The sequence below is a fragment of the Leptospira stimsonii genome (assembly GCF_003545885.1).
In the GTDB taxonomy this organism is placed as follows: domain Bacteria; phylum Spirochaetota; class Leptospiria; order Leptospirales; family Leptospiraceae; genus Leptospira; species Leptospira stimsonii.
Map to the genome: position 1 here is coordinate 819,772 of NZ_QHCT01000001.1, position 14,547 is coordinate 834,318.

Annotated in this window: 11 protein-coding genes and 1 pseudogene; 5 read left to right on the top strand and 7 right to left on the bottom strand. The window is 42.4% G+C overall.

Going from position 1 to position 14,547, the window contains the following annotated elements:
- Positions 1–581: 581 nt before the first annotated feature.
- From DLM75_RS24960 to gatB, 4 genes are all read right to left on the bottom strand, one after another.
- A complete protein-coding gene (locus DLM75_RS24960; protein ID WP_429945412.1) occupies positions 582–1,310 on the bottom strand; it encodes an IS256 family transposase in 729 nt (242 codons plus the stop codon).
- Between the two features lie 88 nt (positions 1,311–1,398).
- Complete coding sequence (locus DLM75_RS24965) at positions 1,399–1,695, bottom strand: transposase (RefSeq protein WP_429945413.1); 297 nt, start codon at positions 1,693–1,695, stop codon at positions 1,399–1,401.
- 315 nt (positions 1,696–2,010) lie between these two features.
- Positions 2,011–5,529, bottom strand: coding sequence for a DNA polymerase III subunit alpha (dnaE, locus tag DLM75_RS04060; protein ID WP_118967214.1), 3,519 nt, complete (start codon positions 5,527–5,529; stop codon positions 2,011–2,013).
- A gap of 355 nt (positions 5,530–5,884) precedes the next feature.
- Complete coding sequence (gene gatB, locus DLM75_RS04065; protein WP_118967215.1) at positions 5,885–7,345, bottom strand: Asp-tRNA(Asn)/Glu-tRNA(Gln) amidotransferase subunit GatB; 1,461 nt, start codon at positions 7,343–7,345, stop codon at positions 5,885–5,887.
- A gap of 119 nt (positions 7,346–7,464) precedes the next feature.
- Between gatB and DLM75_RS04070 the strand changes: the two genes are divergently transcribed.
- From DLM75_RS04070 to DLM75_RS04085, 4 genes and pseudogenes are all read left to right on the top strand, one after another.
- A complete protein-coding gene (locus DLM75_RS04070) occupies positions 7,465–8,241 on the top strand; it encodes a ParA family protein (protein WP_118967216.1) in 777 nt (258 codons plus the stop codon).
- Between the two features lie 202 nt (positions 8,242–8,443).
- A pseudogene (locus DLM75_RS04075) lies at positions 8,444–8,989 on the top strand (hypothetical protein); the annotation flags it as partial.
- A 59-nt stretch (positions 8,990–9,048) separates the two neighbouring features.
- Entirely contained in the window at positions 9,049–9,777 is a 729-nt protein-coding gene (locus DLM75_RS04080; RefSeq protein ID WP_118967976.1) for a toxin-antitoxin system YwqK family antitoxin, read from the top strand.
- Between the two features lie 4 nt (positions 9,778–9,781).
- Positions 9,782–10,006: a hypothetical protein gene (locus tag DLM75_RS04085; protein WP_118967218.1), complete on the top strand. Its 225-nt coding sequence runs from the start codon at positions 9,782–9,784 to the stop codon at positions 10,004–10,006.
- Between the two features lie 313 nt (positions 10,007–10,319).
- On the opposite strand, the gene DLM75_RS04095 is transcribed toward DLM75_RS04085, so the two are convergent.
- The 3 genes from DLM75_RS04095 to DLM75_RS04105 form a co-directional block, all read right to left on the bottom strand.
- Positions 10,320–10,787: a hypothetical protein gene (locus tag DLM75_RS04095; protein ID WP_118967220.1), complete on the bottom strand. Its 468-nt coding sequence runs from the start codon at positions 10,785–10,787 to the stop codon at positions 10,320–10,322.
- A gap of 224 nt (positions 10,788–11,011) precedes the next feature.
- Positions 11,012–12,019: an LIC_10230 family protein gene (locus DLM75_RS04100; RefSeq protein WP_118967977.1), complete on the bottom strand. Its 1,008-nt coding sequence runs from the start codon at positions 12,017–12,019 to the stop codon at positions 11,012–11,014.
- A gap of 7 nt (positions 12,020–12,026) precedes the next feature.
- Positions 12,027–13,049 carry a hypothetical protein gene (locus DLM75_RS04105; protein ID WP_118967221.1) on the bottom strand — a complete coding sequence of 341 codons (1,023 nt, stop codon included), beginning with the start codon at positions 13,047–13,049 and terminating at the stop codon, positions 12,027–12,029.
- 124 nt (positions 13,050–13,173) lie between these two features.
- Between DLM75_RS04105 and DLM75_RS04110 the strand changes: the two genes are divergently transcribed.
- Positions 13,174–14,547, top strand: coding sequence for an ABC transporter permease (locus tag DLM75_RS04110; RefSeq protein ID WP_100784730.1), 1,374 nt, complete (start codon positions 13,174–13,176; stop codon positions 14,545–14,547).

Here is a 14,547-nt window from a genome sequence, read left to right on the forward strand (position 1 = left end):
AACGCAGGATCATAGAATTTTATGTTATAGCAGTTCGTTCCGCAACCCCAATCATGCATTATCATATTATTGGGTAACCATCGGAACTGGCCGCCAAAGCCTGGGACAATGGTAGCTATCTCCCGTCGATGTTTTAAATCATATGTGGTAAGCTTTCGACTTGCAGATGTGGCGGGTCGATGCCATACATATGCAAGGTTCTTATCATCGGATAAGTCAATCTTCTCAATGGTCTCCCAAGGTTCAAAATTAGTTAATCTATAAGTATTCTTTCCTTGAACTAAATATACATTTTGGCGATCTGCGCTGGAAAATCGGGCTTCGAGATATACGTGCGCGAAGACCGCCTTTATTTCGAACAAAAGGAAAATCACAAATAGAAACGAGAATCGCATGTTAATCCCCCAGGCTATTTCGTACAACAAAAGAGACTTCTCGACGTTCACGCTTCCTGAGCTCCTGTGCGCGAAGGGGTTGCGAACTTCTACTTCTGAAAATCTCTTCTTTTACTACTTAGTCAAGTTGATAGTGCCTGCATAGTTTCGCACAATTTAAATTTCAAGTAAAGCTCAGAATACCGGTCAAGCCGTGAGCTTTGAAATTTTTAACTCTTTAAACTTCTCCATGTCAACATACTTTTTAGTTCCCCATTTTGTAGAGGCGACATGCGTAAGGTGTGCAGTTGCGAGCATGAGAGCAAAATTACCATCCGGGAATGCTCCTACTACTTTTGTTCTTCTCTTGATTTCTCTAATTATCCTTTCTAAAGGATTCTTCTTACGGATCTTTCTCCAATGTTCGGAAGGAAAGTCCATGTAAGCTAAAGTTTCTTCGATTCCATCGGAGATGACTTTAGCCGCTTCCTTAAATTTCATTTCGATTAATCGCTCAACAACGAAGTTAGACTTCTTCAATGACTTCTCTCTGTTTTCTTGAGCATGAATTGCTTTCAACATTTGAGAAATAACTTTGAAAGACCCTCTCGGGGATTTTCCAAAAACGTTCCTGTAGAAATGCACGGCACATCCCTGCCATTTGGATTCAAGAAAGAAGTAAGGAAGTGATTCCACTAAACCGAGGCATTTGTCTGAGATAATGAGATTTACCCCTTTGAGACCTCGATCTTTTAGATGCTTCAAGAAAGCCTGCCAACTTTCCTTATCTTCTCTAGCTCCTTCCATTGAGCCCAAAATCTCTCCGTAGCCTTCTGAATTGACACCTATCGCAACTAGAATCGCTACGTTACGGACTTTCACCACCCCAAGACTTCTTGAGATAAGACCATTCAAATATACGTAAGGATATTTCATCGGTAAGCTGACGGATTCTCCATTCATCGATCTGGACAAAGACTTTCTGATTTAGTTTACTAATCGTTGAAGGAGAGTCCTTGGTTCCCTAAAGAGTTTCCGTAAGGTCTTCTGCTCTCCGGACTGACACCCCGGTTCGATACATTTCCATGAGAGCTTCTTCGACAGAACTCTCCCGGCGTTTGTAACTTTCGACGATTGCCGATTCGAAAGGAATTGTTCTCAGTTTCGGAACTATTAACTTTACTTTTCCGGCTTTTGTTTCGAAGTTTCTATTATAAAAACCTGCTCGAGTATCTACTCGATCCGGGTTTCTTTCATACTTCGAGGCTTGGCAGAGTTTGTCTGCTTCTTCATCTAAAAGAGCATTCAGTGTTTCTTCCACTTGAACCTCTTACGAGCTCGCTCAAGTCCTTCCCCGACCTGGTTCTCATCCACTTGGATCACTTTCAGGTGGCTTTTATCTTCTTCTGCCCTCATGGGGGGTTCTCTTTTTTTTGAATTTGCTTGTTACAAACTCAATCGGTAAGGAGAGCCTTCTCTTTAAATTGTAAATGTGCGAAATATTTAGGACGTTATCCCCGCTATCTTGAAAGAATCAATGATCTTTCGAGAAAAAGTCCTTTTGAAAAATGCTTGAATACGGACTTTAAGTCCGTTTGAGATAGAATCAAGGCGTGTCATAGATCGCAAAAAAATCTTAGCCTACGTTTCCCGCGATCTTATTCTTATTAATCGCTTTGAGTTGTTCTCCGATGGAATAAAAAACGGAGCGATCTCCCAAGAGATCCGCGAGTCTTAAAAAAAGTTCCTGAACCGGTTGTATCGAATACGTGTCGTGCGCTCGGATCACTCTTTTTTCCTCGGAATTTTCAACGATATGAAAGAAGACGGGAGATTCTCCTTTGTAACAAGCGAGGAGCGCGTAAAGTTTAGGAATGAGTTCCGGATCTTCCGTATGTCTTTCTTCCAAACGAAGATGAAGGGATTTTTCCAATCGTTCTTCGATCGTTGCATCGTCTAAAATTTCGATGCTGTTTACTTTGATCTGGCCGCGAAGTTCAGCGTCTCCGATTTCAATCTTATCCAGATCGCCTTTGATGAAGATCGCCTGGTCTTCCTTTATAAAATCCTTATACTTCTGATAGGTTCTTGCGAAAGCGACACATTCGATTTCACCCGTTCTATCTTCGAGTTTGAAGTTGGCGAATTCTTCATTCCGTTTGCTGAGTTTTACGTTTTTGGAAGAGATGACTCCTGCCACTTCTACTTTGGTTCCCGATTTGAGATCATCGAACTTCTCGATCGGAATCGTTCTTAAACTTTGGAGTTGTTTTTCATATTTATCCAAAGGATGGCCGGAAAGATAAAGACCTGCGACCGCCTTTTCTCTTTTTAACTTATCGTCGATTTCCCATTCGAGTGCGTCTTTTGGAAGGTTTAGGGTAAACGATCCTTCGTTTCCACCGAAAAGGGAAAACTGACCCTCGCTTGCTCTTTCCTGTTCCTTTTGTGCGAAGGTAAGAATCGAATCTACCGATTCAAAAAGACATTTTCTCGTGTAACCGAAAGAATCCAACGCGCCGGCTTGAATCAAGGCTTCGAATACTTTTTTGTTGATCAGCCTTGTATCGATGTTCAGAGCGAAATCCTGGATCGATTTGAAACCGCCCGCTTTTTCTCTGGCTTGAATAATACTATCTCCCGCAGATTCGCCGACGCCTTTCATCGCGGAAAGACCGAATCGGATCGTAGTATCGTCGATGACGCTGAAAGAAGTCTGAGATTCGGAAACGTCCGGGTTGAGAATTCGAACTCCCATCTCCCTGGCATTATTGATGTATTTTACGATATCGGTCGTCTTTCCGTGATCGGAGGCGAGCAAAGCCGTCAGATACTCGATCGTATAATTTGCTTTTAAATAAGCGGTTTGATACGTGATCATTGCGTACGCAACGGAATGTGATTTGTTGAATCCGTAACCACCGAATCTTTCCAATTGTTCGAAAAGATCCTTCGCAACTTTTTCTTGAATTCCTTGTTTTACCGCGCCTTCTACGAACTGGACTTTAAGCTTCTCCATGAGATCGGCCTTTTTTTTCGCCATGGCCTTTCGAAGCATGTCTGAATCTCCAACGGAGAATCCTCCTACAACGCGGGAGATGCTCATCACCTGTTCTTGATAAACGGGAACACCAAAGGTTTCTTTTAGAATCGGTTCGCAAGAAGGATGGGGATAAGTGACTTGTTTTTTTCCGGACTTACGATCCAAATATTCGTCCAACATCCCTTCTCCCATCGGACCGGGACGATACAAGGCGATTAAGGCTACGATTTCGTCGAAGTTGCTTACTTGGCTTTTGGCGACGAGATCCGTAATACCTGTGGATTCTAACTGGAAGATCCCGAGTGTGTTTGCCTTTCGAAGAAGAGCGTATGTATTCTGATCTTCGTAAGAAATCTGATCGAGGTCGATTCGATTTCCTCTTCTTTTTTCGATCAGTTTGATCGCGTGATCCAAGGTCGTTAAGTTTTTCAGACCCAAGATATCCATCTTAATCAATCCGATACTTTCCAGGTTGTTCTTATCGTATTGAGTGACGATGGATCGAAAACCGGGTCTTTCTTTTTCAGCGACCGTGGAAAGCGGAACAACTTCTTCCAAAGGATACGGTGAGATTACGACCCCTGCCGCGTGTCGACCTGGCTGGCGGTAGTTTCCTTCCAACCTTTGTGCGATCGCAAAAATTTTATGATTGATGTCGTCCTTTTCGGAAAAGTTTTTGAGTTCGGATGAAGTGTTGAGCGCTTCCGCGATGGACATTCCCAATTTGTTCGGGAACGCCTTAGTCATATCGTTGGCTTCTCCGAAAGGAAGATTCAAAACTCGCGCGACGTCCTTGAGAGCCGCTTTGGCGGCGAGGGAATTGAAGGTAATGATTTGTCCGACCCTTTCTTCCCCGTAGCGTCTGCGGATATAGTTGATCACTTCTTCCCTTCGTTCCACGCAAAAGTCGGTATCGATGTCCGGCATATCCTTACGATCAGGATTTAAGAATCTCTCGAAGAGGAGATTGTGTTGTAAAGGCTCTACGTTTGTGATTCCGAGTGCGAATGCGACGATAGAACCAGCCGCGGATCCTCTTCCGGGACCTACCGGAATTCCGTTTCTCTTTGCATAATTGATATAATCTTGAACAATTAAGAAGTAACCCGCGAACTTCATATTCTTGATCGTGTTGAGTTCGAAGACGACTCGATCTTTGATTTCCTGAGTTAAGCTCGGGTATTTTCTTTCGATTCCTTCCCAGATTAATTTTTCAAGATAAGAATCGGCGTCGAAACCTTCGGGAACCTCGAATTCAGGAAGAAGGTAGTTTCCGAATGTCAGTTTTAGATTTACTTTATTACTAATTTCTAATGTATTGTGGAAGGCTTCCGGAATTTCGGGAAAAATTCTCGCCATTTCGTCCGGACTTTTTACGTAGAATTCGCCGTTGAATCCGAACTCCATCGGATCGGTGATCCTTTTTTGCATTCCGATTCTAAGTAAAATATCCTGAGCTTCTTGGTCCGTCTTTTTTAGAAAGTGAGAATCGTTCGTGACTACCAAAGGAATGCCGGTCTTTTTGCCGAATTCGTAGATCTGTTTTGCGACGACCATCTGTTCGGGAATTCCGTGATTTTGAATCTCCAAGTAAAAATCTTCTTTGCGAAAGATTTCATGAAGTTTGCCTGCGAGCTGAAAGGATTCGTCGATCTTGCCTTCTAGGATTTTTCGATTCACTTCTCCGGCGAGACAAGCGGTCAAACAAACAAGGCCTTCGCTGTGTCGATCTAAAAGATCGTAGTCGATTCTCGCCTTCTTATAAAAACCTTCCGTATATGATTTGCTGGAAAGACGTATTAGATTTTTATAACCTTCTTCGTTCTTTGCAAGGAGAATCAGGTGATACGCGTTTCCATCCGCGATCTTCACCATTTCGGTTTCTTGTTTTCGGTTAGGGGAAACGTAGAATTCGCTTCCTATGATCGGTTTTACACCTTGTTTTGTGGCTTCGTTATAAAATTCGACGGCCCCGAACATGTTTCCGTGATCGGTCATTGCAACCGAGGTCATGCCGAGTTCCTTGACGTGTTGCATGAGCTCTTTGATACGGATCGCTCCGTCGAGCATGGAATAGTTTGTGTGCAGATGAAGGTGGGCGAAATCCTGCATTGTAAGGGACATAATAGAATTTCGGCGAACTCGACGTCAAGAGTCTAATCATCCAAAATTTATAAGTTAGACCGAATTCCGATCCTTTTCGAGAAGAAGAAATTTCGAGGAGTTCCTAGAAAATGGAAGCCTAGATTTTAAGGGAAAATGAAGCGGTCAAATAGGTCTTGAAACGGATTCTCTTCGATTCATAAAATGGGGTCATTTTTTTCAAAGGGATACTTCCGAAGAGAACTTTGAATGGTGTGAATTTGTTTCCGAAACCGGATTTTTTCGATTCTACCTGAAATCAGATCGGAGTTCCGTCCCAAGTAGAATCGAAAATGCAAGGAATCGCGTTTTGTAATAAAGATTCTCAGCCCTTCGGTGGCAATGGTCCCAGCTTGTCCAAGAGGAGTTGGTTGACCAATTCAGGATCCGCCTTCCCTTTGGAAATCTTCATCACATACCCTACAATGGCGCCTAACGCGCGATCTTTGCCGCTTTTGTATTTTGCGACCGCGTCCTGATTGTTTGCGATCGCCTCATCGACGATTCTTTCGATTTCCTTGTCGTCTCGAACGACGAGAAGATTTTTTTCGGTTACGATCGTCTCCGCATCCTTGGAAGAATTTAGCATTTCTTCGAAGACCGTTTTCCCGATCTTACCGGAAATTTTTCCGTCTGCGATCAACTTAACAAGGCCGCCGATCCTTTCCGCAGAAACAGAAAATTCTGATATTGTAATGCTTTCTTTGTTTACGATTCCGAGAATTTCGTCTTTGACCCAGTTTGAAGTTCTTTTCGCATCTCCTGAAACTTTCAACGCGTCTTCAAAATAATCCGCGATTTCTCTTTCCGCAGTGAGAACTTCCGCGTCGTATTTTGGGAGTCCTAATTTTTCGATAAAACGGGTTTTTCTTTCGTTCGGAAGTTCGGGTAGTTTTGTGCGAACGTGTTCGACCGTTTCTTTTTGAAGAATGATCACGGGGAGATCCGGATCCGGAAAATAACGGTAGTCATGACTCATCTCTTTAGTTCTCATCGTTACGGTTTTGTTTGCAACGCTGTCCCAAAGTTTGGTCTGCTGTTGAAAGGTCTTTCCTTCCAAGGCCATTTCTTTTTGCCATTCCACTTCGTAGTCGATCGCGGCTTTGACTGCCTTGAAAGAGTTGAGGTTCTTAATCTCCACTCTTGTCCCGAATTTATCGGAACCTTTCGGACGAATGGAAACATTCGCATCGCAACGAAGGGAACCTTCTTCCATGTTGCAATCGGAAACTCGGATGTATTTCAGAACCGACTTTAAAGAATTCAGATAATAGTATGCTTCGTCAGAGGATCTCATGTCCGGCTCTGAGACGATCTCGATCAGAGGAGTTCCGGCTCTGTTTAAGTCAACGTACGATTGTGGAACGTTCGGGTCCGCGGAGTGTATTAACTTTCCTGCGTCTTCTTCCATGTGGATTCTCGTCAAACGCACATAACGCGAAGATTCTTCTCCCTTGATCGTAAACGTGACACCTCCACCGGTACAGATCGGTTTATCAAATTGGGAGATCTGATACCCTTTCGGTAGATCGGGATAAAAGTAATTCTTTCGGTCGAATTTCGTAAAAAGAGTGATATCGCAACCGAACGCGAGTCCCGCCATGATTGCCTTTTCCAGAGCCAGTTCGTTTAGGACCGGAAGAGCGCCGGGAAGACCCAAACAAACTGGATTTGTCTGAGAGTTCGGAGGAGCGCCGAACTTGGTAGCGCTGGTCGAAAATATCTTCGATTCCGTATTGAGTTGTGCGTGCACTTCCAGTCCAATGACCGTTTCAAATTCTGCCAACTGTATCTCCTTTTCCGGATTGTCATCCCAAACCGATTGGGGATTCTATCCCTAATCCTTGAAAGACGATCTCTAAATGTAGTCTCGGAAAAGCGGAATCTACGGGCAACGGATTTTTTATGAAACAGATCCTCTGTATAGCAAACCAGAAAGGCGGCGTAGGAAAGACAACTACGGCGGTTCACCTCGCCTTCGGACTCGCTTTAAAAGGAGAACGAGTTCTTCTTTTGGATTTGGATGCTCAGGGAAATGCAACCTCCGTTTTTCCGGAGAAAAAACCGTCTTCTTCTTCGCCCGATGAGGGAAGAGAAAAAAGTATCTATAGAATTTTCCGAGACGGCGGAAATCCAACGGACGTTTTGATTTCTACAAGAATGGAAACGTTGAAACTCGCTCCTTCTCATCCGTCGCTCGCGGAAGTGGACGTGATGCTTTCGGGAAAGATCGACGGATTCTTCCAACTTCGGGACGCTTTAGAAACGATCAAAGATGATTTCGATTACGTCATCATCGATTGTCCTCCGAGTCTTTCCATGATCACCTTGAATGCGTTTGTCGCATCCACCGGACTTCTGGTTCCTCTTCAGGTTTCCAAATTCTCCTTGGATGGAATCGAAGCGATCTTAGAGGCTCATAAGAATACGGTAAAACGATTCAATCCTTCTTTGAAAGTTTTGGGCGCGGTTTTAACGATGTTCAATCCTAGGACGACGCTCTCTCAAACTTTGGAACCGATGATCGAACCTTATTTAAAATTATTCTCTTCGAGAATTCCTCCTTCGGTGAGTGTGGAAGAAGCCCACATGCTCAAACAGACCCTTTTCGAATACCAACCGAAAGGAAAGGCTTCCAAATGTTATCAAGGTTTGGTGGAAGAGGTCCTCGCTCTTGGCTAAAAAGGATCTTTTAAAACAAGCCGCCGGTGCGCACGTTCGTAAGACTTTAGGAGGAGAGAATCCTGCTGAAGAAACTGCATCTCCCGAAGCGACGCCGATCGTTCGGGAAAAATCGGTTCCGGTGGATTCTTCTCAAAACGTTCATCCGACTTCTCCCGAGGTTCGTATGGAACAAACCAGCTCCAGTCCGGATCAGCAGAAAACCGAAAATCTTTCGGTTCAGAATTCATCCTCTTCCGAGGCAAGAGAGGAAAAACATTTGCCCAAAAAGAACCACCTCCACAGGATAAGCAGTGTCATGAGATTGGAAGATTATACCAGACCGGAATCCGCTGAAAGAGAAGGATCCTCACGTTTTTTAAAGATTGCGGGAGTGATTTTACTCGCACTTGCGATTTGGTTTTTCTGGCCCGCAAAACACGAGATCTATATGGACATCGACAAGATGACTCCGGAAAAGGTTTCGAGCATGAGCCCTCAAAAAGAATATCATTTCTCTCATGGTCAGGACTTTTTTATCTATTATAAGAAAGGTTGGTCCACTCCGAAACGAGTTCGTCTTTCGATCTACAAGACGGACGGAGGAAAGGAAGAATTTTCGGTTCAAGAAAAAGATTTCCGGAAGAGTTTTGAAAAATTTCAGACTTACTACGACGATACGTTCTTCGATCAGCAAGGTTCTTACGAAGTCGAGATTCGAGATGAAGACGGGGAACTCCTCGTGAACAAGAAGTTTACGATCGATTGAGTTTCCGAGAAGAATCTCCATATAATATAAATTGAATGAACTTAGAATCTAAATCCCCTCTGAATGGAAAATTTTCCTTTTCTGGGAAGTCGTTCCTATTCTTATCCGTACTCTTTGTTTTGGGAAGCTGTGCAAAAGAACCGATTCCCGCGAATATTCCTGCCGGAGCCAAGTTCGAAAAACAATACAACGCCTACGTATTTACAGAACCGGGAAGAAGAAGAATCTACTACGACAACGGAAAAATCTATCAAGATTGTGAAATCAACGACCTGGGTTTGGAAAACGGAATTTGTAAATTCTATTCCAAATACGACGATCGATTGCTTTCCATCGGACGTTTTGAGAATTCGGTACGTCGGGGAGAATGGATTTGGAATTTCGACAACGGGAATCTTTACATTCGACAGAACTTCGGAAAAGGGGAACGTAAACCGGAAGTTTTTATGAACGGAGCGGAAGGAAATGAAGAAGGCTCCTATGAAAGATTTTACGTCAACGGCCAAGTTGAATTGAAGGGAACATATTCGGAAGGTTATAAGAGCAACCTTTGGCAAAAATTTTTCCCGGATGGAGAATTGGAATATACCGGCTATTATAAGAACGGAAAAAAAATCCGAACTTGGTTTTACTATTACCCAACTCACAAAACAGAAGCGATCGAAGTTTTCGACGAGAATGGCGGTTTTCTTTCTAGAACAACGTTTCTTCCGGACGGAACGAAGAATTGTGAGATGCAAAAAGGATCGAAAACGGTTTGTGCGACCTTAGCTTCCGCTAAAAAGTAAAATCGTGAAGTTTACTTTCGTTATTTTATTTCTTCTCGTCGTTTATCTGAGTGTTTATTTCTCGCTGACCATCGCAAATCTTTGGATTCTTCTTTCCACTTTCTCCGTCGTTCATATCGGTCTCTTTCAAGCGTACCGGGAAAAGTTGAACTTGAAATTTTATCTGCTCTGCTCGGGCCTTCATCTTTTTAGTATTCTTCTGATGAATTTTTATTTTCGACAAACATAAAGGATTTTGAAAATAAAACTACGTTTGCACAAAATGTTTTCGGAATCGATTTGTGAGCGGAAAACAATTTGATTTTCGGTATTCAAAAAAAATTCTGAAATTTAAACCTTTGGGTCTTTGGAACGTTAAAAGTGGAAAAAAGCTGGTCCTTGCTCAACGGTCTTCAGATCGAAAATCCTTTTCTAAAATTCCTAAAAAAGAATGGGAAAATTTTTTTGAGATATCGGCCATCCTTTGATCTCGCGCTGTGCAATCGCTCCCACAAATTTCGATTCTAAAAAACCCGAAAACAGGTAAAAAACCGGACAACGCTTTAACATAAATCCAGCGGAGGATTTTTTTCTACTTCTTCAGAGTTTGGTAATACCCCAAAAGAAAATTTGTAATAGTTCCTACACGTTTTCATGTCTGTCGTTTGCCTTTCCTGTTCGGAAGAGAGGGCAATCGGTGAAAGTAGAGGAGTTCCCACATTTTCTTGTTTTAGAATCTGCTCTTGCTTTTTTCCATTTCTGATGGAGTTCCTACATTCACAGTTTTTAAGAGAAATTGTGAGGTTCACATTGCCTTTTTTCTCAGGGTCGTTTTTCCTCGTGACGATTCCAGAAATTCGAACTAAGGCGAATTCTTCCTTCGAGGTTGTTGGAGCGATCGTAAGATAAAACTTGTCGTAGAAACGACAATCTGCCGTAAAATGAAAGCCCCACCCAAATTTCGGGTGGAGGGGTGGGTGGCGGAAAACTTCGGGAAACTTTGCTCTATCAGAAAAAAAGCTCTCTTTCAAGAAGAAAGTTTCAAATGTAGGAACTCCTACAAAAGATTCTTTTGGAGAAATCTGTTGATCCTATATAGGGTCCTCTGATTGCGCGGTTAAAATTCCGGTTTAGATATTGGAGTGGATTTCGTTTTCAAAGCCGAAACAACTTGAGAAAAATCAAAAAAGAAATTCCAAAATATCAAGGGTCCTGAATATTCAAAAAATATAATATTTTAAAAATCTATTTTCTGCTAAACCGACTTTCCGGAAGTGAAATCTAAGATCCACGTATTCATCGAAAGCACAGTAAATAAAAGCACGACAAAAAGGATAATCCCGATGATCGAAAAGCCGATAAAAATCGTATTTCTGATGATTCTAAACTGAAGATAACTGATGGAAAGAGTAATGTTTCCTGTGGGAGAAAGTTCTTCGCTTTTCCCCATTCTAAAATAATTGCGAATGTAGAAGAGCATCAGAAAGAAAATCAGAACCAACAATAAGATTCCGAATTCAAAAGAGTAGTGTTTTTGAAGAAGAAAAATCGGGATATAAACGAGATTTCCCAAGACGATCCCGGCAACCATGATGATCACAAAGTGGAATAAAATTGGAATCCAAGAAATTTTAGAACCGGAGTTCGATTGAAACTCCCCTTCTTCTCCGTTTTGAGCCGTTTCCAGAACTCCGAAACGATCTGCGAACTTTTTTCCGTAGACTTTCGAAATTGCAAAACACATATAAATAAGAAAACCAGCGAGCGTGAATAACGCTAAGGAAGAGAACGTTCCGATAATCGGGGTTTGCGGAATACTCCGAATCGGATGTTGAAGGGACATCAAGACCGGAAGTATCGAAATCAGGTAAAGACTTCGATTTAAAAAGGTGTAGAACCAAGCTCGGTAGTAAAGACTCAGGAAAGAAGTGACGGAAAGGAATATTAGGAATCCATAAATAAATAACATAATCTTCTGCCCGAGAAGTATTCTGTTCAATCGGTCGACAGTAGCGTCTAACTGTGCATCGGCGGGGATCGATTTTTCGTTCAATTCTTCCATTACTTTGGAAGTGAGTCTGATTTTGGAAATCAATCCTCGTTCAATTCCCCATTGCGGAGCCAGCTCTCTTCCTGAGCCTTCCAGAAGCGCTTCCATCGAATCCATATCTCTCGGATCATAAAAGACGGGCTCAAAGGAGATATTGATTAAACAGAATAATAGAACGATAAAGGGGAGTATCTTAGCGAGTAATGTTTTCATAGTTAAGTTAGAGGAGGAATACAAAAATTGCGGTCATTGCAATTCCTAAGACGCCAAATGCGACAAGGATCGTTATCAACAATCCTGAATCTTCGTTGTTTGCAGAATTTTGCGACGCTGTCTTGGAAGTTTGTCTTCCCGCTGGAATTGTTTTTTCTCCAGTGTAAGGTTTTACTTTGATTGAGTTTTCTTCTTCGTAGATTTTTCCAAATATATCTGCGGCGATTTGAACCACCGTTTCGTTTTCGACTCCGTTGTTTTTCGAAGTGATCACCGTCCCGGGCACCGGACGAATTTGACCTTCCGGAGTTTCTAATTTCATAGATTCGATGATGGCTTGAGAAGAAGTATCCGCTTTTAAAAGCTGGATCATTACTTTATCACCCGATTTTAACGAATTGATCTGAACGCCGGAAACCGGTGAAAGAACAAATTTCATCGGAACAACTCTTGCACCGGAAGGAATAAATTGGTCAACAGTTTCCGACGGTTTCCCAAATTCGATAGAAGATGAAGAATCCAACGAAGGAAGATCTTCATCCGTTGTGTTCGGATTTTCAATCGAAGAATCCGTTGCGGAAGAATTTTGATTTTCATCTTCAAGTCTTGCGCGATCGACGATCATATAAAAGATTTGAATGTCGGGTTTAGAGTTTCCCGCGGCCTGATTGATGATTTGGTTAAGAAGATAGGAAATCTTCTCGTTGTCTTTGCCTTTGAAGTAATGAATGAGCTGTTCCATGAAATCATCCGATCTTCCGTTGGCCTGAAAGAGCTCGCTCAATTTGTTCGTTAGATTCTTAAGTTGTTTCCCTTCATACTTCAACTTTTGGCAAAGATTTACTACGTCTTTGTGTGTTGAAACGGAAAGTTGTATGGAAGCTATGTTATCGGACTGTCCAACGGCAACTACTTCCAGTTTATCGATCTTTGCGTTCTCAATGTCGATGACGCCCGTGAAGAGAATGTGTATGGAAGAAACGCCGTCACGAGAGATGAATTGAAACGAATAGACCTGATTGGAGCTCATGTATTTTTAACTTAAGAAGGCTCCGTTTTGGAAACTTTCTTCTTTATTTTTGACATTCTGGTTCGGATTCAGAGAATTGTCAAACTAAGGAAGGTTTAAACCTTCTAAATTTAAGAGTTTTTTGATGAAGTCAAATTTGTTCCGGGGTTCTTTGATATTTCTGGTAACCTCCCGCTATATACGGGGGTCCCGGGTCGCAGGTCTCCTCTCTTTAAAGTCTAGACTTTCGTTTATCGTGATGGCAGTGGGTGTCTCTCTGTTGATCGTCGTCCTATCCATATTCAACGGATTTCAAAGACAGGTAAAAGAATCGCTCTGGCAAGGCGGCCCTCACATTACCATCGAAAATAATTTTGATTCAGGCGATATCAAGAACTATGAAAAGGTAGTCGCTTGGCTGAGTAAGAATCCTTACTTAAAAGATAGAATCGTTTCTATCGGTGGAAGCATTACCAGTCACGGTCTCATTCAGAACAGCAATTCTTTTATTCCCATCATGGTTCGTGCGCTTCCCGTCGAGAACATCCAGGATTTAATCGGAAATCGCCTTCCGAACTTTCCAAGGATCGTTCATCACAATCGTGAAGAGATCATGAATTATAATTCAGAAAACCAAGTCCTGATAGGAAAAGAGATGGCGGGACTTTATAACTTCGATCTTGGAGCAAATCTTACGATGGCTGTACCAGGAGGAAGATTCTCACTGGGGAAGGGTGTGGACGTATCGATCAAAACGTTTCGCACCGTCGGTTTTTTTAAGACCGGCTATTATAACTACGATACACACTATGTTTTTCTTTCTCTTCCGGTCGCACAAAGATTCTTCAGCTTAAAAGATTCGGTGAATCAGATTGCAATCAAAGTGAAGTCTTTGGATGATCTTCAAAATTGTAAGAGAGAAATTCTAAAAGAATTCAGAGATCCTGAATTCGAAAACGAGATCGGTTATTCCGCTTCTTTCGGAGTGAGAACGATCGCGGAAGAACAGGAAAACTTTTTCACAGCTCTGAAGTTGGAAAAAACGATCATCTCTATTATCGTTTTCTTATTTATCATTCTTGCCGCGCTCGGAATGGTAGCGAGCGTTTATAGTTTAGTAAGGGCGAAACGAAAATCGATCGGAGTCTTAAAGGCTCTCGGATTGCCTTCTTCCGGCATTCTACTTATCTTTACCTTAAATGCGATGGTGGTTGGAATTCTTGCGTCTATCGTCGGCGGCGTATCCGGGATTTTTATCGCGAGCAATTTGGAGACGATCGTAAACGCACTTTCCGAACTCATCAACATGGTCGGATTTTATTTTTATCATTCCGAATGGACGAACGTAGAATTGGTTCCGAAGGACGTCTACTACTTCGATCATATCCCGGTCGACATCGACATTTCATTTATCTTTATGGTGACGACTGCCGCTACGATTCTTTCGGGGATCGCAGGTTACTTCCCGGCAAGATGGGCCGCCGGACTCAACCCTGTGGACACAATAAGGAACGACTAA

Bases quoted from the DNA above. Each gene is read 5' to 3' on its own strand.
- DLM75_RS04105 (WP_118967221.1), bottom strand. From the start codon at position 13,049: ATGAGCTCCAATCAGGTCTATTCGTTTCAATTCATCTCTCGTGACGGC.
- DLM75_RS04070 (WP_118967216.1), top strand. From the start codon at position 7,465: ATGAAACAGATCCTCTGTATAGCAAACCAGAAAGGCGGCGTAGGAAAG.
- DLM75_RS24960 (WP_429945412.1), bottom strand. From the start codon at position 1,310: ATGAAATATCCTTACGTATATTTGAATGGTCTTATCTCAAGAAGTCTT.
- DLM75_RS04110 (WP_100784730.1), top strand. From the start codon at position 13,174: ATGAAGTCAAATTTGTTCCGGGGTTCTTTGATATTTCTGGTAACCTCC.
- DLM75_RS04100 (WP_118967977.1), bottom strand. From the start codon at position 12,019: ATGAAAACATTACTCGCTAAGATACTCCCCTTTATCGTTCTATTATTC.
- dnaE (WP_118967214.1), bottom strand. From the start codon at position 5,529: ATGCAGGATTTCGCCCACCTTCATCTGCACACAAACTATTCCATGCTC.